Here is a 20,291-nt window from a genome sequence, read left to right as displayed (position 1 = left end):
ACTCCCAGCAACGAAACACGAAGGCAGGAAGACGAACCCATGGCAGAGTTGACAATCTCGGCTTCTGACATCGAGGGCGCGATCGAGGACTACGTCTCCTCCTTCGCCGCCGACTCCGACCGTGAAGAGATCGGCACGGTCGTCGACGCGGGTGACGGCATCGCCCACGTCGAGGGCCTGCCCTCGGTCATGACCCAGGAGCTGCTCGAGTTCCCCGGCGGCGTGCTCGGTGTCGCGCTGAACCTCGACGAGCACACCGTCGGCGCCGTGATCCTCGGCGAGTTCGGAAAGATCGAAGAAGGCCAGCAGGTCAAGCGCACCGGCGAGGTGCTGTCCGTGCCCGTCGGCGACAAGTTCCTGGGCCGCGTCATCAACCCGCTGGGCGAGCCGATCGACGGCCAGGGCGACATCGAGGCCGACGGCCGTCGCGCCCTCGAGCTGCAGGCGCCGTCGGTGGTGCAGCGCCAGGGCGTGTCCGAGCCGCTGCAGACCGGTATCAAGGCCATCGACAGCCAGACCCCGATCGGCCGTGGCCAGCGCCAGCTCATCATCGGTGACCGCAAGACCGGTAAGACTGCGGTCGCGGTCGACACGATCCTCAACCAGCGTGAGGCCTGGGAGACCGGCGACCCGAGCAAGCAGGTGCGCTGCGTCTACGTCGCGATCGGCCAGAAGGGCACCACGATCGCCTCGGTGAAGCGGGCCCTCGAAGAGGGTGGCGCGATGGAGTACACCACCATCGTCGCCGCGCCCGCGTCCGATGCCGCCGGCTTCAAATGGCTTGCGCCGTACACCGGTTCGGCCATCGGCCAGCACTGGATGTACGACGGCAAGCACGTGCTGATCGTGTTCGACGATCTGTCGAAGCAGGCCGACGCCTACCGCGCGATCTCACTGCTGCTGCGCCGCCCGCCGGGCCGCGAGGCGTTCCCCGGTGACGTGTTCTACCTGCACTCGCGGTTGCTCGAGCGCTGCGCGAAGCTGTCCGACGAGCTCGGTGGCGGCTCGATGACCGGTCTGCCGATCATCGAGACCAAGGCCAACGACATCTCGGCGTTCATCCCCACCAACGTCATCTCGATCACCGACGGCCAGTGCTTCCTGGAGTCCGACCTGTTCAACCAGGGTGTGCGCCCGGCCATCAACGTCGGTGTGTCGGTGTCGCGCGTCGGTGGCGCCGCCCAGATCAAGGCGATGAAGGAGGTGGCGGGCTCGCTGCGTCTGGAGCTGTCGCAGTACCGCGAGCTCGAGTCCTTCGCCGCCTTCGCCTCTGACCTGGACGCCGCGTCCAAGGCCCAGCTGGACCGCGGCGCGCGCCTGGTCGAGCTGCTCAAGCAGCCGCAGTACACGCCGTACCCCGTCGAGGACCAGGTCATCGCGATCTTCCTCGGCACCGGTGGGCACCTCGACTCGGTTCCGGTCGAAGACGTCGCGCGCTTCGAGTCCGAGCTGCTCGAGCACATCAAGGGCTCGCACAGCGAGATCCTCGACAACATCCGGGAGAGCAAGAAGTTCCCGGAAGAGGAGCAGGACAAGGTCTCCGACATCATCAACGAGTTCAAGAAGGGCTTCTCCGCCACGGACGGAAGCTCGGTCGCGGTCGACGACAAGACCGAGGCGATGGACGAAGAAGACGTCGAGAAAGAGTCCGTCAAGGTCCGCAAGCCGGCCAAGAAGTAAGACCGACAACGACGTTGGACCGAAAGGGTCTGGAGAGCTAGATGGCTGCAACACTGCGCGAGCTTCGGGGGCGTATCCGTTCCGCCGGGTCGATCAAGAAGATCACCAAGGCCCAGGAACTGATCGCGACCTCGCGAATCTCGAAGGCGCAGGCCCGAGTCGAGGCGGCTCGGCCCTACAGCACCGAGATCACCAACATGCTGACCGAGCTGGCCAGCGCCAGCGCGCTGGATCATCCGCTGCTGGTCGAGCGGGAGAACCGTCGCCGGGCCGGTGTGCTGGTGGTGTCCTCGGACCGCGGTTTGTGCGGCGCGTACAACGCCAACGTGCTGCGGCAGTCCGAGGAGCTCTTCGCCCTGCTGCGCGAGGAGGGCAAGGACCCCGTGCTCTACGTCGTCGGGCGTAAGGCGTTGGGCTACTTCAACTTCCGCCAGCGCGATGTCGTGGAGTCCTGGACCGGGTTCTCCGAGCGACCCGACTACGAGAACGCCAAGGAGATCGCCGAGACCCTGGTGTCGGCGTTCATGGCGGGAGCCGACGACGACGGTGACGATGCCGGCGCCGACGGCGTGCTCGGCGTCGACGAACTCCACATCGTGTTCACCGAGTTCAAGTCGATGCTCTCGCAGAGCGCGGCGGCGCGCCGGATCGCCCCGATGGTCGTCGAGTACGTCGAAGACGACCGTCCCGAGGACGGTCCGCGCACCTTGTTCACGTTCGAGCCCAACGCTGAAACGCTGTTCGACGCACTGCTGCCGCGCTACGTGGCCACCCGCGTCTACGCCGCGTTGCTCGAGGCGGCGGCCTCGGAGTCGGCGTCACGCCGACGGGCCATGAAGTCGGCCACCGACAACGCCGACGATCTGATCAAGTCCCTCACGCTGGCGGCCAACCGCGAGCGGCAGGCACAGATCACCCAGGAAATCAGCGAGATCGTCGGCGGCGCCAACGCGCTGGCCGACGCCAAATGACCTCCAGCAGCATCGGTTAGGAAGCGAAGAAAAATGAGCGCACCCGCAGAAGAGAAGTCCAAGGAAAGCACCAAGGAAACCACCGGTCGGGTGGTTCGCATCACCGGTCCGGTCGTGGACGTGGAGTTCCCCCGCGGTGCCGTGCCCGAGCTGTTCAACGCGCTGCACGCCGACATCTCCTACAAGGAGCTGTCGAAGACGCTGACGCTGGAGGTCGCGCAGCACCTCGGTGACAACCTGGTGCGCACCATCTCGATGCAGCCGACCGACGGTCTCGTCCGCGGCGTCGAGGTGACCGACACCGGTACCTCGATCTCGGTGCCCGTCGGCGACGGCGTCAAGGGTCACGTGTTCAACGCCCTCGGCGACTGCCTCGACGAGCCCGGCTACGGCAAGGATTTCGAGCACTGGTCGATCCACCGCAAGCCGCCGGCCTTCTCCGAGCTCGAGCCGCGTACCGAGATGCTCGAAACGGGCCTCAAGGTCGTCGACCTGCTCACCCCCTACGTGCGTGGTGGCAAGATCGCCCTGTTCGGCGGTGCCGGCGTGGGCAAGACCGTGCTCATCCAGGAGATGATCAACCGCATCGCCCGCAACTTCGGTGGCACCTCCGTGTTCGCCGGTGTGGGTGAGCGGACCCGCGAGGGCAACGACCTGTGGGTCGAGCTCGAGGACGCCAACGTGCTCAAGGACACCGCGTTGGTGTTCGGTCAGATGGATGAGCCGCCGGGCACGCGTATGCGTGTGGCCCTGTCGGCGCTGACCATGGCCGAGTACTTCCGCGACGAGCAGGGCCAGGACGTGCTGCTGTTCATCGACAACATCTTCCGGTTCACCCAGGCCGGTTCCGAGGTGTCGACGCTGCTGGGCCGTATGCCGTCCGCGGTGGGCTACCAGCCGACGCTGGCCGACGAGATGGGTGAGCTGCAGGAGCGCATCACCTCGACCCGCGGCAAGTCCATCACCTCGATGCAGGCTGTGTACGTGCCCGCCGACGACTACACCGACCCGGCGCCCGCGACCACGTTCGCGCACCTCGATGCGACCACCGAGCTCTCTCGTACGGTCTTCTCGAAGGGCATCTTCCCGGCCGTGGATCCGCTGGCGTCGAGCTCGACGATCCTCGACCCGGCCGTCGTGGGTGACGAGCACTACCGCGTGGCACAGGAAGTCATTCGAATCCTGCAGCGCTACAAGGACCTTCAGGACATCATCGCGATTCTCGGTATCGACGAGCTCGCCGAAGAGGACAAGCAGCTGGTGAACCGGGCGCGTCGTATCGAGCGCTTCCTGAGTCAGAACATGATGGCGGCCGAGCAGTTCACCGGTCAGCCGGGCTCGACGGTGCCGCTCAAAGAGACCATCGAGGCGTTCGACAAGCTCACCAAGGGCGACTTCGATCACCTGCCCGAGCAGGCGTTCTTCCTGATCGGCGGTCTCGACGACCTGGCGAAGAAGGCCGAAAGCCTCGGCGCGAAGTTGTGATGACGCGAGTGACTGTTCCGGGAAAGGTGGTGTGACATGGCGGAGATGAACGTCGAGATCGTCGCCGTCGAGCGTGAACTGTGGAAGGGCGAGGCGTCCTTCCTGTTCACTCGCACCACCGCCGGGGAGATCGGCATCCTGCCGCGGCACATCCCACTCGTCGCGCAGCTCGTCGACGACGCGATGGTGCGCGTCGAGCGGGACGGCGAGGACGATCTGCGGATCGCGGTCGACGGCGGATTCCTGTCCGTGACGGAAGAGACCGTCCGGATTCTGGTCGAGAACGCGCAGTTCGAGTCCGAGATCAACAGCGACGAGGCCAAGCAGGATTCCGAGTCCGACGACGAGCGGACGGCGGCATGGGGCAGGGCGCGGCTGCGCGCCCTCGGCCAGCTGGACTGACCGGCGATGAGCGCGTCCATGCTGTTCATGGTCGCGCTGGTCAGCGTGCTTCTGCTGGCCGTCATCGCGTTGAGCTACCGGTTGTGGAAGCTGCGTCAGGTGGGCGGCACCGCGGCGATCCTGCGTGATGTGCCGGCGGTGGGTGGCCACGGCTGGCGGCACGGTGTGATGCGGTATCGCGGTGGCGAAGCGCAGTTCTACCGACTGTCCAGCCTGCGGTGGTGGCCCGATCGCACGCTCAGCCGTCGCGGCTTGGAGGTCGTGTCGCGACGTTCGCCGCGCGGCGACGAGTTCGACATCATGACCGACGAGATCGTCGTCCTGGAGTTGCGCGATGTCATGCCCGACCGCGGCCGGGGATATGAGATCGCCCTCGATCGCGGTGCACTGACCGCGTTCACGTCATGGGTCGAGTCGCGACCCTCGCCGCGGGCCCGCCGACGCAGCTACTGAGCGCGACCGCCGGGACGCCAGAGCACGTCACCGTCGGGGTTGGCCACTCGCGACAAGATGAACAGCAGGTCGGACAGTCGGTTCAGATACTTGGCCGGGAGCACGCTGATGGAGTCACCGTGGGTGTCGACAGCCAGCCAGGCTGATCTCTCGGCGCGGCGCGCCACCGTGCGTGCGACGTGCAGGAGAGCTGAGAGCGCGGTGCCGCCGGGCAGCACGAACGAATCGAGCGCCGGAAGGGGTTCGTTGAACTCGTCGCACCACTTCTCGAGGCGATCGATGTAGCTCTGCTGGATGCGCAGCGGCGGGTACTGGGGGTTCTCGACCACGGGCGTAGACAGGTCGGCACCGGCATCGAACAGGTCGTTCTGGATGCGGCGGAGTACGTCGAGAACGTGCTCGTCGGGGTGCCCGAGCGCTATCGCGACACCGATGGCGGCGTTTGTCTCGTCACAATCGGCATACGCCACCAGGCGCGGGTCGTTCTTGGCCACCCGGCTGAAATCGCTCAGGCCTGTGGTCCCGTCGTCGCCGGTCCGGGTGTAGATCCGCGTCAGATGCACCGCCATGCCCAAACCGTACGGGACGCGTGTCAGGGCGCGTTCGCGGAGACTGACATGGGTCATCGCGCTGTTTAGACTGACCGCGTGGGTGAGCGTTTCGTGGTGACCGGCGGCAGCCGGTTGGCAGGCGAAGTGGCCGTCGGAGGCGCCAAGAACAGCGTCTTGAAGCTGATGGCCGCGTCGTTGCTGGCAGAAGGCACCAGCACCATCACGAACTGTCCCGACATCCTCGACGTGCCGCTGATGGCCGAGGTGCTCCGCGGGCTCGGCGCGACCGTCGATCTCGACGGCGACGTCGTCCGTATCACTTCACCGGACGAGCCGAAGTACGACGCTGATTTCGCCGCGGTGCGCCAGTTCCGCGCGTCGGTGTGCGTCCTCGGGCCCCTGGTCGGTAGATGCAAGCGAGCGAAGGTGGCGCTGCCGGGCGGTGACGCGATCGGATCCCGCCCGCTGGACATGCACCAGGCGGGCCTGCGCCAACTCGGGGCACGCTGCACGATCGAGCACGGCTGTGTGGTCGCCGAAGCAGACCATCTGCACGGCGCCGAGATCCAGCTCGAGTTCCCGTCCGTCGGCGCCACGGAGAACATCCTGATGGCGGCGGTCCTCGCCGACGGTGTCACGACCATCCACAACGCCGCACGCGAGCCCGACGTCGTGGACCTGTGCACGATGCTGAATCAGATGGGCGCGGAGATCACGGGGGCCGGGTCATCGACGCTGACGATCACCGGCGTCGAGAGGCTCTATCCCACCGAGCACCGCGTCATCGGCGACCGAATCGTGGCCGCGACGTGGGGGATAGCCGCAGCGATGACGCGCGGGGACATCTCGGTGACGGGGATCGATCCCGCGCATCTGCAGCTCGTGCTCCACAAGCTCCACGATGCCGGCGCGACCGTGACGCAGTCCGACGACGGCTTTCGGGTGGTGCAGTACGAACGGCCCAAGGCGGTGAACGTGGCCACCCTGCCGTTCCCCGGCTTCCCGACGGATCTGCAGCCGATGGCCATCGGGTTGGCCGCGATCGCCGACGGCACATCGATGATCACCGAGAACGTCTTCGAGGCGCGGTTCCGCTTCGTCGAAGAGATGATCCGGCTCGGTGCGGACGCACGCACCGACGGACACCACGCGGTGGTGCGGGGGATACCGCAACTGTCCAGCGCTCCGGTCTGGTCGTCGGACATCCGTGCCGGCGCCGGGCTGGTGTTGGCCGGACTCGTGGCCGATGGTGACACCGAGGTGCACGACGTGTTTCACATCGACCGCGGGTATCCGAAGTTCGTGGAAAATCTGGTCGGTCTGGGCGCGGAGATCGAGCGCGTCAGCTAGCCTCCGGCGCCCGTTTTGGCCTCTTGCGCTGGGGATTTGGGCCTCTGGCCGACAGCACGTAGTATTTCCTTCACAAGCCGATGACCCCGGTCGAAAGACCTGAGGCTGGAGCTTGACCGCCCTGATCACATGCAGTACAGTGGCAGGGTTGCCTGAAAACGGCATCTGTTGTTTGAGAACTCAATAGTGTGTTTGGTGGTTTTTGTTTGTTGTTTTTTGTTGTGTCCCGGATTTTCCCGTTTGTGGGGCGCAATGTTTTTTGGATGCCAGTTTTGGTGTCTTTTGTTTGTGATCGGATTTTTCTGATTCGAATTCTGCCCGGGTTTGGTCCTGGGGGTTTTTGTTTGGAGAGTTTGATCCTGGCTCAGGACGAACGCTGGCGGCGTGCTTAACACATGCAAGTCGAACGGAAAGGCCCTTCGGGGTGCTCGAGTGGCGAACGGGTGAGTAACACGTGGGTGATCTGCCCTGCACTTTGGGATAAGCCTGGGAAACTGGGTCTAATACCGGATAGGACCACGGCATTCATGTGTTGTGGTGGAAAGCTTTTGCGGTGTGGGATGGGCCCGCGGCCTATCAGCTTGTTGGTGGGGTAATGGCCTACCAAGGCGACGACGGGTAGCCGGCCTGAGAGGGTGACCGGCCACACTGGGACTGAGATACGGCCCAGACTCCTACGGGAGGCAGCAGTGGGGAATATTGCACAATGGGCGCAAGCCTGATGCAGCGACGCCGCGTGAGGGATGACGGCCTTCGGGTTGTAAACCTCTTTCGCCAGGGACGAAGAGAGATTGACGGTACCTGGAGAAGAAGGACCGGCCAACTACGTGCCAGCAGCCGCGGTAATACGTAGGGTCCGAGCGTTGTCCGGAATTACTGGGCGTAAAGAGCTCGTAGGTGGTTTGTCGCGTTGTTCGTGAAAACTCACAACTCAATTGTGGGCGTGCGGGCGATACGGGCAGACTGGAGTACTGCAGGGGAGACTGGAATTCCTGGTGTAGCGGTGGAATGCGCAGATATCAGGAGGAACACCGGTGGCGAAGGCGGGTCTCTGGGCAGTAACTGACGCTGAGGAGCGAAAGCGTGGGGAGCGAACAGGATTAGATACCCTGGTAGTCCACGCCGTAAACGGTGGGTACTAGGTGTGGGTTTCCTTCCTTGGGATCCGTGCCGTAGCTAACGCATTAAGTACCCCGCCTGGGGAGTACGGCCGCAAGGCTAAAACTCAAAGGAATTGACGGGGGCCCGCACAAGCGGCGGAGCATGTGGATTAATTCGATGCAACGCGAAGAACCTTACCTGGGTTTGACATGCACAGGACGCTGGTAGAGATATCAGTTCCCTTGTGGCCTGTGTGCAGGTGGTGCATGGCTGTCGTCAGCTCGTGTCGTGAGATGTTGGGTTAAGTCCCGCAACGAGCGCAACCCTTGTCTCATGTTGCCAGCACGTTATGGTGGGGACTCGTGAGAGACTGCCGGGGTCAACTCGGAGGAAGGTGGGGATGACGTCAAGTCATCATGCCCCTTATGTCCAGGGCTTCACACATGCTACAATGGCCGGTACAAAGGGCTGCGATGCCGTGAGGTGGAGCGAATCCTTTCAAAGCCGGTCTCAGTTCGGATCGGGGTCTGCAACTCGACCCCGTGAAGTCGGAGTCGCTAGTAATCGCAGATCAGCAACGCTGCGGTGAATACGTTCCCGGGCCTTGTACACACCGCCCGTCACGTCATGAAAGTCGGTAACACCCGAAGCCGGTGGCCTAACCCCTTGTGGGAGGGAGCCGTCGAAGGTGGGATCGGCGATTGGGACGAAGTCGTAACAAGGTAGCCGTACCGGAAGGTGCGGCTGGATCACCTCCTTTCTAAGGAGCACCACGAAAAGCAGTGAGGCACTGGGTCTTCTGCGATGCCGTGAGGAACCCCCGACCTGTAGTGGGTGGGGGTTTGGTGCACAACAAACGTGAGAAGTGGTGTGGGAACGCTGCTTTGAGGACTGCCAGACACACTATTGGGCTTTGAGACAACAGCCCGTTGGTTCCCTGGCCACTGTGTGTGGTGGGAGGTGTTGTTGTTGCCCTGCTTTGGTGGTGGGGTGTGGTGTTTGATTTGTGGATAGTGGTTGCGAGCATCTGATTGTGCATGGCTTTTTGTGGGCTGTGTGTGGTCAGCATGTAATGCAAATTTTTCTGATACCCGCACGTGCTTTTCGGGGTGTGTGTGGGTGATGACTCATTTTTTGGTTTTGTGTTGTAAGTGTTTAAGGGCGCATGGTGGATGCCTTGGCACTGAGAGCCGATGAAGGACGTGGGAGGCTGCGATATGCCTCGGGGAGCTGCCAACCGAGCGTGGATCCGAGGGTGTCCGAATGGGGAAACCCAGCACGAGTGATGTCGTGTTACCTGTATCTGAATACATAGGGTGCAGGGGGGAACGCGGGGAAGTGAAACATCTCAGTACCCGTAGGAAGAGAAAACAATAGTGATTCCGTGAGTAGTGGCGAGCGAAAGCGGAGGATGGCTAAACCGTGTGCATGTGATACCCGGCGGGGGTTGTGTGTGCGGTGTTGTGGGGCGTTTCTTCTTCTCTCCGCCGAGAGGAGCGAAAGTGATCAACCGTGGGGTTAGGTGAAGTGGTCTGGGATGGCCTGCCGGAGAGGGTGAGAGCCCCGTATCCGAAAATCTGACGGCTTTCGTGAAATGTTTTCCCCGAGTAGCAGCGGGCCCGTGGAATCTGCTGTGAATCTGCCGGGACCACCCGGTAAGCCTGAATACTTCTCAGTGACCGATAGCGGATTAGTACCGTGAGGGAATGGTGAAAAGTACCCCGGGAGGGGAGTGAAAGAGTACCTGAAACCGTGCGCTTACAATCCGTCAGAGCCTTCTCTTTGAGTGGGGTGATGGCGTGCCTTTTGAAGAATGAGCCTGCGAGTCAGGGACATGTCGCGAGGTTAACCCGGGTGGGGTAGCCGTAGCGAAAGCGAGTCTGAATAGGGCGTATCCACACAATAGTGTGTGGTGTAGTGGTGTGTTCTGGACCCGAAGCGGAGTGATCTACCCATGGCCAGGGTGAAGCGCGGGTAAGACCGCGTGGAGGCCCGAACCCACTTAGGTTGAAGACTGAGGGGATGAGTTGTGGGTAGGGGTGAAAGGCCAATCAAACTCCGTGATAGCTGGTTCTCCCCGAAATGCATTTAGGTGCAGCGTCGCAGTGTTCGTGTCGGAGGTAGAGCTACTGGATGGCCGATGGGCCTCACAAGGTTACTGACGTCAGCCAAACTCCGAATGCCGACACGGTGTAATGCGGCAGTGAGACGGCGGGGGATAAGCTCCGTGCGTCGAGAGGGAAACAGCCCAGATCGCCGGCTAAGGCCCCTAAGCGTGTGCTAAGTGGAAAAGGATGTGCAGTCGCGAAGACAACCAGGAGGTTGGCTTAGAAGCAGCCACCCTTGAAAGAGTGCGTAATAGCTCACTGGTCAAGTGATTGTGCGCCGATAATGTAGCGGGGCTCAAGCACACCGCCGAAGCCGCGGCAGCGTATTCATACGCTGGGTAGGGGAGCGTCCTGCATCCGGTGAAGCCGCCGAGTGATCGAGTGGTGGAGGGTGTGGGAGTGAGAATGCAGGCATGAGTAGCGATAAGGCAAGTGAGAACCTTGCCCGCCGAAAGACCAAGGGTTCCTGGGCCAGGCCAGTCCGCCCAGGGTGAGTCGGGACCTAAGGCGAGGCCGACAGGCGTAGTCGATGGACAACGGGTTGATATTCCCGTACCCGTGTATGAGCGTCCCTGATGAATCACCGGTACTAACCGCCCAAATCCAGATCCACGGATCCCTTCGGGGTGATGGTTTCTGGTGCTGCGCGGGACCTTCGGTGGTAGTAGTCAAGCGATGGGGTGACGCAGGAAGGTAGCCGTACCAGTCAGTGGTAATACTGGGGCAAACCTGTAGGGAGAGATCTAGGCAAATCCGGATCTCACATATCCTGAGAGGTGATGCATAGCCGAGTGAGGCGAATTCGGTGATCCTATGCTGTCGAGAAAAGCCTCTAGCGAGCGCATACACGGCCCGTACCCCAAACCAACACAGGTGGTCAGGTAGAGAATACCAAGGCGTACGAGTGAACTATGGTTAAGGAACTCGGCAAAATGCCCCCGTAACTTCGGGAGAAGGGGGACCCACACGGCGTGACGAACCCTCGCGGTTCTGAGCGTGAGTGGGTGGCACAAACCAGTGAGAAGCGACTGTTTACTAAAAACACAGGTCCGTGCGAAGTCGCAAGACGATGTATACGGACTGACGCCTGCCCGGTGCTGGAAGGTTAAGAGGACCTGTTAACCCTTCAAGGGTGAAGCGGAGAATTTAAGCCCCAGTAAACGGCGGTGGTAACTATAACCATCCTAAGGTAGCGAAATTCCTTGTCGGGTAAGTTCCGACCTGCACGAATGGCGTAACGACTTCTCAACTGTCTCAACCATAGACTCGGCGAAATTGCATTACGAGTAAAGATGCTCGTTACGCGCGGCAGGACGAAAAGACCCCGGGACCTTCACTACAACTTGGTATTGGTGCTCGATACGGTTTGTGTAGGATAGGTGGGAGACTATGAAGCAGTCACGCCAGTGATTGTGGAGTCGTTGTTGAAATACCACTCTGATCGTATTGGGCCTCTAACCTCGAACCGTATATCCGGTTCAGGGACAGTGCCTGGTGGGTAGTTTAACTGGGGCGGTTGCCTCCTAAAAAGTAACGGAGGCGCCCAAAGGTTCCCTCAACCTGGACGGCAATCAGGTGGTGAGTGTAAGTGCACAAGGGAGCTTGACTGCGAGACATACATGTCGAGCAGGGACGAAAGTCGGGACTAGTGATCCGGCACCTCTGAGTGGAAGGGGTGTCGCTCAACGGATAAAAGGTACCCCGGGGATAACAGGCTGATCTTCCCCAAGAGTCCATATCGACGGGATGGTTTGGCACCTCGATGTCGGCTCGTCGCATCCTGGGGCTGGAGCAGGTCCCAAGGGTTGGGCTGTTCGCCCATTAAAGCGGCACGCGAGCTGGGTTTAGAACGTCGTGAGACAGTTCGGTCTCTATCCGCCGCGCGCGTCAGAAGCTTGAGGAAATCTGTCCCTAGTACGAGAGGACCGGGACGGACGAACCTCTGGTCCACCAGTTGTCCCACCAGGGGCACCGCTGGATAGCCACGTTCGGACAGGATAACCGCTGAAAGCATCTAAGCGGGAAACCCCCTCCAAGACCAGGCTTCTCACCCATCAAGTGGGATAAGGCCCCCCGCAGACCACGGGATCGATAGACCAGACCTAGAAGACTAGTAATAGTCGCAGGGAACTGGCACTAACCGGCCGAAAACTTACAACAACCCCAAAAACTCGCAACCACACCCACAAACCACACATCACCCCCACCACCAAAAAACAGGGGCTATAAACTTCCCCACAAGGGGATCACTGTAAAAGTGAATAGAGTTACGGCGGCCATAGCGGCAGGGAAACGCCCGGACCCATCCCGAACCCGGAAGCTAAGCCTACCAGCGCCGATGATACTACCCACACGGGTGGAAAAGTAGGACACCGCCGAACACACATTTAAGACCTGTGCCCCCCAATTCTGTTGGGGGCACAGGCATTTGTGTATCGGCGCATCAATCGAAGAGGGTGGCGCCGGCAGGCGCGTACCTCTTCTCCATACCGAGCAGCAACTTTTTTCGGTCGAGTCCACCGCCGTAACCGGTGAGGCTGCCGTTGGCGCCGATGACCCGATGGCACGGAACGATGATGCTGATGGGGTTGTGTCCGTTCGCCAGTCCGACGGCCCGAGACGCGCCGGGTGCTCCGATCTGTGCGGCGATCTCGCCGTACGACCGCGTCTCGCCGTACGGGATCGTCTGCAGCGCAGCCCATACCGTGCGCTGGAACTCGGTGCCGACCAGGTCCAGCTCCACATCGAATTCCTGCCGCTCACCGCCGAAGTACTCGTCGAGTTGCTGAACGACGTCGGCGAATGCGTCATCACGTCGTTCCCAACCGTCCCGGTTCGGTTCATAGGTCTGGTCGACCATCCGCACATGCCGCAATCGCATCCCCACGCCGGCGAGTGTGAGCACACCGATGGGGCTCTCCACAGTGCGGTACTTCATGCTCTCCATCATTTCTCCTTCGGCGGCCATTGATTGACCGAGTGCTCGAGCGTTGTCCAAAGATGTTGTGTCACATAGGAACGCCACGGTCGCCAGCGCTCGCTGTATGCGGTGAGAGTCTTCGCATCCTCGGCCAACCCGAGACGACGGGCAGCGACCAGGACGCCGAGATCCGTTGCCGGAAACGCATCGGGATCGCCGAGGCCGCGCATGGCGATCATCTCGGCCGTCCACGGCCCGATGCCGGGCAGCGCCAACATCCGCTCCCGACCGCGGTCCCACGGGGTTCCCGCGTCCAGCACCAGCGCACCACTTCCCAGAGCGTCGATCAACGCCGTGACGGTGCGCTGACGCGCTTTCGGCACCGCCAGATGGCGCATGTCGATGTCGCCGAGGTCCTCGGTCGACGGGAACGTATGGGTCAGGCTCCCGCCGGGATCGCTGACCGAATGTCCATAGACCGCAACCAATCGAGCCGCATGGGTTCGCGCGGCCGCTGTCGAGACCTGTTGCCCCAACACCACGCGCAACGCCAGTTCGTGCTCGTCGACGCTTCGCGGAATACGTTGTCCCGGCGCCTTCGCGACCACCGCGGCCATCCGCTCGTCGTGACTGAGCGCGTCGACGACGGCCTCGGGATCGGCGTCGAGATCCAGCAGGCGGCGACAGCGTGCGATCGCGGCAGGCAGATCGCGGAAGTCCGCGAGCCGCAGCAGACACCGGACGTGATCGGGATGTGGGGTGAGCTCGGCGATGCCGCTGCCATGGGGCAGTCGCAGGGTGCGCCGGTACGTCTCGTCGCGTGTCTCCTCGACGCCCGGTATCGCGGTCGCAGCGAGGTGACCGAAGACCCCTTCGTAGGCGAATGGTGTCCGCACCGGCAATCTCAGCGACAGCACGCCGCGGCCGCCCGCATCGTCGCCGAACCGATCGCGAGCGCGCCGGCGCAGCATGGTCGGTGTCAGATCACAGACCTCACGGACCGTGTCGTTGAACTGTCGGATGCTGGCGAACCCGGCGGCGAACGCGGCGTCGCTGAACGGCATGTCGGTGGTCTCGATGAGCACCCGCGCCATCTGAGTGCGCTGTGCTCTGGCGAGAGCCAGCGGCGTTGCCCCGACCTCGGCCTGCATCAGGCGTTCCAGCTGCCGCACTGTGTAGCCCAGCCGCGCTGCCAGTCCGCCGACGCCGTCGCGATCGACCGTGCCGTCGGCGATCAGGCGCATCGCCCGCGCCACGACGTCCCCGCGGACGTTCCATTCCGGTGATCCCGGTGAGGCGTCGGGCCTGCATCGCTTGCACGCACGGAAACCCGCTCGCTGCGCCGCCGCGGCGGTGGGGAAGAACTGAACGTTACGGGCGAACGGCGGTCGAGCGGGGCAACTCGGCCGGCAATAGATCTTCGTGGTGAGCACCGCGGTGACGAACCAGCCGTCGAACCGCGCGTCCTTGGCCTGGACGGCGCGGTAACAGCGGTCGAAGTCGGAGTGCATACCTCGACAATGACACGCGGCCCACGAGAGAACTAGCGGAAAAGCGACATCGCAGTTCAGGCGTGGCGGCGCACCGGGCCCATCCGGTCGGCGATTCGCTCGACCATCCGCTCCACATCACCCAGCCGTTCCCCCAGCCGCTCGGGCTCCCATGCCAACGCGATCTCCGCGGGCGCCCAACTGTTCTCGTCGATGGGGATCAGCGCGAACTCGGGCGGCGAGAAGATCTTGCCGATGAAGGAGTCGGGGGCATAGCTCACCACCGCGACCAGGTGCCGGTTGAAGACCTGGGTGGCCATCTCGACTTCGCCGCCACGGCGGTTGGTGGTGCGCACGATCCGATGGACGCCGCGGCGGTTGAGGCGTCGGGTCAGCCCGGCCAGCACCACGGGGTTCGGCCGCGCGAAGTCGATGGCGACCTCGCGGTCACGCAGCTCCTCGATTGCCACGACATCTCTGTCTGCCAACGGGTCGTCGAAGCGCACGGCGATCCCGCCCCGATAGCTGGCGACGACCCGGGATCGCAGGCGTTTGTCGGTGGCGGGCAGATGGATCACGCCGAGCTCCGCGCGCCCCGCGATCAGCGTCGCGGTCACCTCCGCAGCGGAGCCGGGCATGCTGAACTCGACCGGGCTCGGGCACCCGGCGATCACCGCTTCCAGCTGACTGAGCAGATCCGACGGCGCGTACGCCGTGGCGCTGACCCGGAGCGAAGCCGGCCCGTGCACCCCTTGCACGGCCGCTGCCTTGAAGTCTTCGACCTGACGCAAGATTTCCCGCGCAGGTCCGATGAGCCGCTGCCCCAGGGGGCTCAGGCGTACGTCGTGATAGCCGCGCTCGAAAAGCTCACCCCCGAGCTGTTTTTCGAGCAACTTGATCTGCTTGCTCAGCGGAGGAGGGGTGATCATCAACGTGTCGGCGGCCCGCGCGAAATGCAGTTCGTCGGCGACGGCGACGAAGTACCTGAGCCTGGTGAAGTCGATGTCCATTCCCTGCCCGTCGAAAGACCTACGGGCATGCTACGAGATCGCCGCGGCCACCCCGTCACCGTGGGGCAGCGGTGTCCATGTGGGGAGTCTCCAGCACGCCCCGGTCGTGCAAGGCGGCAATCTGCGCCGGATCGAGGCCGAGGAGTTCAGTGGCGATCTCAGCGGTGTGCTCACCGAGAAGCGGTGCCTGCCCCAACGGCGGATCTGCCACTCGGGCGCTGTGGATCTGGACGTTCTCGAGCACGAACGGTGCAGGCCCGAACGGGTGCAGCTCCTCGCGGAACATCCGCCGCTGCCGGTAATACCCGAAGCCGGGCACTTCGTCGGCGCGCAGCACCGCGCCGGCAGGGACGCCCGCGCCCTGGAGCTCCGTCATCACGTCCGTCTTCGATCTGCCTGCCGTCCACGTCCGCAACGCGTCGTCGAGCCGTCGCCCCGTGGCGCCGGGGGTGCCGACGGCCGAGGCCAGTGCGGCCACGTCGTCGTCGGTACGTGGCGTCACCACCACCCACTCGTCGTCGCCTGCGGCCGCGTAAACACCCGACAGTTCGTCGGGTGGTGTCGGGCCGGTGTCGACGTGTCCGGAGCGTCGCAGGGCGTCGGCGGCGATGTCGGCAGCGAGATGGGTGAGCATCACCTCGGCCTGCGAAATGCTCGCGGCGCCACCGTGTCCGGTGCGCTCCCGGCGGATCAGCAGGGCCAGTGCTGCCACGGTCCCGATGCGGGCCGCGACATGGTCGGGGTAGACGGTGACGGTGTCACAGAACGTGTCGGGTTCACCGGGGTACACCCACAGATCGGTGAACCCGACCGCGGCCCGAACCAGCGGCCCGTAGCCGAGCCGCGCGGCCCACGGTCCGGTCGGGCCGAACGCCGAGCTGTCGACGACCACGATCTCGGGGTTGATCTCACGCAATGTCGCGTGGTCCATGCCCAGCGCCGCGGCCACTCTAGGTTTGAAGTTGGTCAGCACGACATCGCTGCACTGCACCAGCCGGTGCGCCAGCGCTCGGCCCTCGTCACAGCGCAGATCGATCCCGATCGAGCGCTTGTTGCGGTGTCCGGCCGCGTACGGCTGGGTCATCGAAGTCGGCTTGCCCAGGCGCAAGCCGTCGGGGTGCGCCGAGTGTTCGATCTTCACGACATCGGCGCCGAGGTCGCCGAAGAATCGCCCCGTGTCCGCGCCGACCACGATCACGCCGAGGTCCAGGACACGCAGACCCTCGAGCGGCAGGCCTCGGCCCGGGCGCTGCCGCGCGCCGAGGATCGGTGCGGACGCGATGCGCTCCTGCCGACGCTGTTCTGTTGCGGTCGCGCGGTGACCGTCGATCTCGCAGACGCCGGCCGGGATCGGCGCCACCACACCCGGCGCCAGTTCGACATCGCGGAAGAAGCCGCGGGCGGTGAAATGGTCGGCGGCCAGTGCCTCGGGCAACGTGAGGACCGCGGCGGTCGGCACGCCATGTGCCTGCCCGCGCTCCTCGAGTTCGGCGCGGGTCTTGTCGGCGCAGAACCGTTCGATCGCCTCCTGCAGCTGGGGTGAGTGGAAGCGTTTGCCGAGCTTGTCGTAGGACGGGTCGGCGAACTCCTGCGGGCTGCCCATCAACGCGAACATGCCGCGCCACTGGCGTTTCGACAGGATGCAGATGCGGACGTGGCCGTCCCTGCAGGCGAAGATCGGATAGCGCTGCCGCTCGGCGTTCCAGTCGCGCTGTTGGGCGCTCAGCGCGACACCGGCCGATGCGCTGCCGGCCGTCCCGAACGGGGGGTCCAGCGTCTGCATCGCGCCGTCGAGCACCGCGAAGTCGATGAGATCGCCGTCGCCGGTGCGTAATCGATCGAGGAACACGGCGAGTGTGATCGCCGCGGCTTGGGCGGCGGCCACCTGATAGGGCAGCTCGACAGGCGGGATCAGCGGGGCGCGGCCGGGAATGCCGGAGCGGGACAGCTCGCTGCTGAGTGCGTGGAACACCGGTGTGGTGGCCCGCCAGTGCGCCCAGTCGTTGTCGCGGCCGAAATCGCTGAGCGACAGGATCACCAACGCCGGGTGCCGGGCTCGCACCGCGTGTATCGAGAGGGCCGCCTCCGCGTCCGAACCCGGACGGGTGCTCTCGATGAAGATGTCGGCGTCGGCGACGAGGTCGTCGAACTGCTTGCGGCGCAACGCTTCCGACCCATGGATGTGCACGGTGGGCAGTCCGTGGCGATCGATCGCGGTCTGCACCGGTACCGACGCGACGTGGGGACCGACGGGCTCGTCGACGGTGACGCCCGGCATCTGCAGGACGATGACCTCGGCCCCCAGGTCGGCGTAGAGGCGCCCGATCGCGGTCATCGGGCCGCTGGAGGCGTCCACGATCCGCAGTCCCGCCAGCGGCGGATCGTAGGCAGCGGTGCGCATGTCGGTCAGCTTCGGCGAGCCTGCCGGAACGGTATGTCGCGGTCGGGGTCGGGCTCCTTCGGCAATCCCAGCACCCGTTCACCGATGATGTTGCGCTGGATCTGGTCGGTGCCGCCACCGATCGAGGTGAAGAACGCGTTGAGCGTCAGGAAGTTCACGTCGTCGGCCAGGGGTGCTCTGCGCCTGCCAGCAGGGCCTGAGCCCCGATGATCTGGGTCTTGAGTGCTGCCTCCGTGTGCAGGATCCGCGACATCGCGAGCTTGCCCAGGGACATGATGGAGCTGGACGTGCCCTGGGTCGCCGCTGCTTTGGCGCGCGCATTGTTGAGCCGGTTGAGTTCCCGCATGGCCAACGCCGATGCCAACTCATGACGCAGCGCCTGATCGCCGAGAACGCCGTTCTCTCTCGCCAACTCGATCAGGCTGTCCGCCGTGCGGTTCCGCGATCCACGGTTGCCGTCTCCCATGATCGAACGCTCATAGGCCAGTGCGGTCTGCAGTGCGCGCCACCCGTTGCCCTGCCCGCCGAGCAGGTAGTCGTCGGACACGCGCGCATCGGTGATGAACACCTCGTTGAAGTGCGTCTCGCCCGTGATCTGCACCAGTGGGCGCACGTCGATCCCGGCCTGCTTCATGGGCAGGATGAACAGGCTGAGTCCCTTGTGCTTGAGTACCTCCCAATCGGTGCGGGCCAACAGCAGCGCGTACTCGGCGGTCTGGGCGCCCGAGGTCCACACCTTCTGACCGTTGACGATCCACTGGTCGCCTTCGCGGACCGCCGTCGTACGCACCGCGGCGAGGTCGGAACCGGCGCCGGGTTCGCTGTAGAGCAGGCACGTGCGGGCGCGCTCGACGAGGAAGTTCCGCAACAGCTCCTCACGCAGACGCGGGGTGCCCAGCGCCAGCACGGTGTTGGCCGCGATGTTGTACCTGTCCTGCCGAGAGCCCGGCGCCTTGACGGCGGCGAACTCCTGGGCGATCACGGCGGCCAGCCTGTTGGGATAGCCACGGCCGAACCACTCGATCGGATATGTCGGCACCGCGTAGCCGGCGTCGAGCACCTTCTCCATCCACGCGATGCGTTCCGGCGAACTCACCCACGGGTCGCTGCTTGCGGGCAACGGGGACCAGTTGTCGCGCAACCACTCTCGAACCTCGACGCGGAGCTCGTCAGCGTCGGGTGGCGTCTCGTCGGTCATCTCAGGCGCCTTTCGAGACGAGGTAGCGTTCGCGATGCAGGCGGGTGCCGCCGAACAGGTGCAGACCGGTGCGGGCGCGCCGCAGGTAGAGGTGCGCGGGATGCTCCCACGTGAAGGCGATCCCGCCGTGCATCTGGATGGCCTGCAGCGCGATGGTCTGATAGGCCTCGGCGCACGCGAATCCTGCCAACGCGATTGCGCCGGAGGCATTCTCGCTGCCATCGGCGTGCTCGGCGGCGGCGTGGCGGGCGGCGGAGGTGGCGTTCTCCAGGTCCAGGAGCAGATCTGCGGATATGTGCTTGAGCGCCTGGAAGCTGCCGATCTGCCGCCCGAACTGGATGCGGGTCTTCAGGTAGTCGACCGTCATCTCGAAGATGTGCCGTGCCCCACCGACCTGCTCACCCGCCGATGCGATGATCGCGTGGTCCAGCGCGTCGCTCACCGCCTCCCACCCGGCGGCGCCCAGCCTCCTGGCCGACGTGCCTGCCAACGTGATCGTCGACAGCCGAACGGTCTGATCGAAAACCGTTGCGGCGCGGCGCTCGAACCCCGGTGCGGCCGGTTCGACCTCGAACACCCCGATCCCGTCGTCGGTCCGTGCGACGACCAGCACCACGTCGGCGACATGTCCCCAGGTGACGTAATGCGCGGAGCCGGTGAGGGCGCCGTCGGAGGCCGCCCGCACGTCGACGCCGCCCGGCTCCCACGACCCGGCCGGGCCGGTCACCGCCACCGTGCCGATCGTCGTACCGTCGGCCAGCCCGGGCAACAGCCGGGCTTTGTCCTCGTCGGAACCCGCCGCGTTGATCAGCGCGACGGCCAGCACGGAGCTGGAGATGAACGGTGCGGGCAGCAATGCCGCGCCGGTCTCCTCGGCGACTGCCTCGACTTCGGCGGCGCCGAATCCGAGTCCGCCGTGCTCGGGCGCGACCAACATGCCCAGCACACCCTGGTCGGCCAGTCGAGCCCACAGCGCGCGATCGAACCCGTCCTCGGAGTCCATGACGCGGCGCACGTCGGCCTCGGTGCATTTGTCGGCCAACAGGTCGCTGACCGCGGCGGAGAGCTCAGCCAGTTCGGCCACATCCAACGTCATCTCAACGCCTCCCTCGGGTCGCGCCCACCATCGTGGGGGTCCGCCTGCTCGCTGTCCATCACCGATCCCGACACC

12 protein-coding genes, 3 rRNA genes and 1 pseudogene are annotated in these 20,291 nt (G+C 64.3%); 9 read left to right on the top strand and 7 right to left on the bottom strand.

Translation table 11 applies throughout. From position 1 onward, the window contains the following. Positions 1 to 39: 39 nt before the first annotated feature. The 5 genes from atpA to ACXYX3_RS18275 are packed head-to-tail and all read left to right on the top strand — an operon-like array spanning position 40 to position 4,991. Entirely contained in the window at positions 40 to 1,680 is a 1,641-nt protein-coding gene (gene atpA / locus ACXYX3_RS18295) for a F0F1 ATP synthase subunit alpha (RefSeq protein WP_241207371.1), read from the top strand. Between the two features lie 41 nt (positions 1,681 to 1,721). Further along, a complete protein-coding gene (locus tag ACXYX3_RS18290) occupies positions 1,722 to 2,651 on the top strand; it encodes a F0F1 ATP synthase subunit gamma (RefSeq protein ID WP_241207372.1) in 930 nt (309 codons plus the stop codon). Between the two features lie 33 nt (positions 2,652 to 2,684). Then, positions 2,685 to 4,136: a F0F1 ATP synthase subunit beta gene (atpD, locus tag ACXYX3_RS18285; protein WP_241207373.1), complete on the top strand. Its 1,452-nt coding sequence runs from the start codon at positions 2,685 to 2,687 to the stop codon at positions 4,134 to 4,136. 36 nt (positions 4,137 to 4,172) lie between these two features. Beyond that, a complete protein-coding gene (locus ACXYX3_RS18280) occupies positions 4,173 to 4,538 on the top strand; it encodes a F0F1 ATP synthase subunit epsilon (RefSeq protein ID WP_241207374.1) in 366 nt (121 codons plus the stop codon). A 6-nt stretch (positions 4,539 to 4,544) separates the two neighbouring features. Continuing rightward, a complete protein-coding gene (locus ACXYX3_RS18275) occupies positions 4,545 to 4,991 on the top strand; it encodes a DUF2550 domain-containing protein (RefSeq protein ID WP_241207375.1) in 447 nt (148 codons plus the stop codon). On the opposite strand, the gene ACXYX3_RS18270 is transcribed toward ACXYX3_RS18275, so the two are convergent. Next, positions 4,985 to 5,560, bottom strand: coding sequence for a cob(I)yrinic acid a,c-diamide adenosyltransferase (locus ACXYX3_RS18270; protein WP_458608508.1), 576 nt, complete (start codon positions 5,558 to 5,560; stop codon positions 4,985 to 4,987). The genes ACXYX3_RS18275 and ACXYX3_RS18270 overlap by 7 nt on opposite strands. A gap of 78 nt (positions 5,561 to 5,638) precedes the next feature. Between ACXYX3_RS18270 and murA the strand changes: the two genes are divergently transcribed. From murA to rrf, 4 genes are all read left to right on the top strand, one after another. Continuing rightward, complete coding sequence (gene murA / locus ACXYX3_RS18265; protein ID WP_458608507.1) at positions 5,639 to 6,892, top strand: UDP-N-acetylglucosamine 1-carboxyvinyltransferase; 1,254 nt, start codon at positions 5,639 to 5,641, stop codon at positions 6,890 to 6,892. 341 nt (positions 6,893 to 7,233) lie between these two features. After that, positions 7,234 to 8,753: ribosomal RNA gene (locus tag ACXYX3_RS18260) — 16S ribosomal RNA — on the top strand. 385 nt (positions 8,754 to 9,138) lie between these two features. Then, a 23S ribosomal RNA gene (locus ACXYX3_RS18255) occupies positions 9,139 to 12,261 on the top strand. A 108-nt stretch (positions 12,262 to 12,369) separates the two neighbouring features. Beyond that, positions 12,370 to 12,482, top strand: a 5S ribosomal RNA gene (rrf, locus tag ACXYX3_RS18250). Together the 16S, 23S and 5S rRNA genes form the textbook arrangement of a ribosomal RNA operon. A 62-nt stretch (positions 12,483 to 12,544) precedes the next feature. On the opposite strand, the gene ACXYX3_RS18245 is transcribed toward rrf, so the two are convergent. The 6 genes and pseudogenes from ACXYX3_RS18245 to ACXYX3_RS18220 form a co-directional block, all read right to left on the bottom strand. Further along, positions 12,545 to 13,048 (bottom strand): methylated-DNA--[protein]-cysteine S-methyltransferase, encoded by a 504-nt coding sequence (locus ACXYX3_RS18245; RefSeq protein WP_458608506.1) that lies wholly within the window; start codon positions 13,046 to 13,048, stop codon positions 12,545 to 12,547. Then, on the bottom strand, positions 13,048 to 14,532 hold the full coding sequence (locus ACXYX3_RS18240) for a DNA-3-methyladenine glycosylase 2 family protein (protein WP_458608505.1): 1,485 nt from the start codon (positions 14,530 to 14,532) through the stop codon (positions 13,048 to 13,050). The genes ACXYX3_RS18245 and ACXYX3_RS18240 overlap by 1 nt, the downstream gene beginning before the upstream one ends. Positions 14,533 to 14,588: 56 nt before the next feature. Further along, positions 14,589 to 15,521 (bottom strand): LysR family transcriptional regulator, encoded by a 933-nt coding sequence (locus ACXYX3_RS18235; RefSeq protein WP_458608504.1) that lies wholly within the window; start codon positions 15,519 to 15,521, stop codon positions 14,589 to 14,591. Between the two features lie 55 nt (positions 15,522 to 15,576). After that, positions 15,577 to 17,922 carry a CaiB/BaiF CoA-transferase family protein gene (locus ACXYX3_RS18230; RefSeq protein WP_458608503.1) on the bottom strand — a complete coding sequence of 782 codons (2,346 nt, stop codon included), beginning with the start codon at positions 17,920 to 17,922 and terminating at the stop codon, positions 15,577 to 15,579. A 5-nt stretch (positions 17,923 to 17,927) separates the two neighbouring features. Continuing rightward, a pseudogene (locus ACXYX3_RS18225) lies at positions 17,928 to 19,120 on the bottom strand (acyl-CoA dehydrogenase family protein). A gap of 1 nt (position 19,121) precedes the next feature. Next, positions 19,122 to 20,216, bottom strand: a complete 1,095-nt coding sequence (locus ACXYX3_RS18220; protein ID WP_458608502.1) for an acyl-CoA dehydrogenase family protein — start codon at positions 20,214 to 20,216, stop codon at positions 19,122 to 19,124. Positions 20,217 to 20,291: the final 75 nt, after the last annotated feature.

It is taken from the genome of Mycobacterium sp. Panama NTM2 (assembly GCF_054355555.1).
The sequence above is the reverse complement of the archived record's forward strand: the minus strand, read 5'-3'. Positions and strand labels throughout refer to the sequence as shown.

Excerpts from the sequence above, each read along its gene's own strand:
- atpA (WP_241207371.1), top strand. The coding sequence starts at position 40 with ATGGCAGAGTTGACAATCTCGGCTTCTGACATCGAGGGCGCGATCGAG.
- ACXYX3_RS18290 (WP_241207372.1), top strand. The coding sequence starts at position 1,722 with ATGGCTGCAACACTGCGCGAGCTTCGGGGGCGTATCCGTTCCGCCGGG.
- atpD (WP_241207373.1), top strand. The coding sequence starts at position 2,685 with ATGAGCGCACCCGCAGAAGAGAAGTCCAAGGAAAGCACCAAGGAAACC.
- ACXYX3_RS18280 (WP_241207374.1), top strand. The coding sequence starts at position 4,173 with ATGGCGGAGATGAACGTCGAGATCGTCGCCGTCGAGCGTGAACTGTGG.
- ACXYX3_RS18275 (WP_241207375.1), top strand. The coding sequence starts at position 4,545 with ATGAGCGCGTCCATGCTGTTCATGGTCGCGCTGGTCAGCGTGCTTCTG.
- ACXYX3_RS18270 (WP_458608508.1), bottom strand. The coding sequence starts at position 5,560 with ATGGCGGTGCATCTGACGCGGATCTACACCCGGACCGGCGACGACGGG.
- ACXYX3_RS18245 (WP_458608506.1), bottom strand. The coding sequence starts at position 13,048 with ATGGAGAGCATGAAGTACCGCACTGTGGAGAGCCCCATCGGTGTGCTC.
- ACXYX3_RS18240 (WP_458608505.1), bottom strand. The coding sequence starts at position 14,532 with ATGCACTCCGACTTCGACCGCTGTTACCGCGCCGTCCAGGCCAAGGAC.
- ACXYX3_RS18235 (WP_458608504.1), bottom strand. The coding sequence starts at position 15,521 with ATGGACATCGACTTCACCAGGCTCAGGTACTTCGTCGCCGTCGCCGAC.
- ACXYX3_RS18230 (WP_458608503.1), bottom strand. The coding sequence starts at position 17,922 with ATGCGCACCGCTGCCTACGATCCGCCGCTGGCGGGACTGCGGATCGTG.
- ACXYX3_RS18220 (WP_458608502.1), bottom strand. The coding sequence starts at position 20,216 with ATGACGTTGGATGTGGCCGAACTGGCTGAGCTCTCCGCCGCGGTCAGC.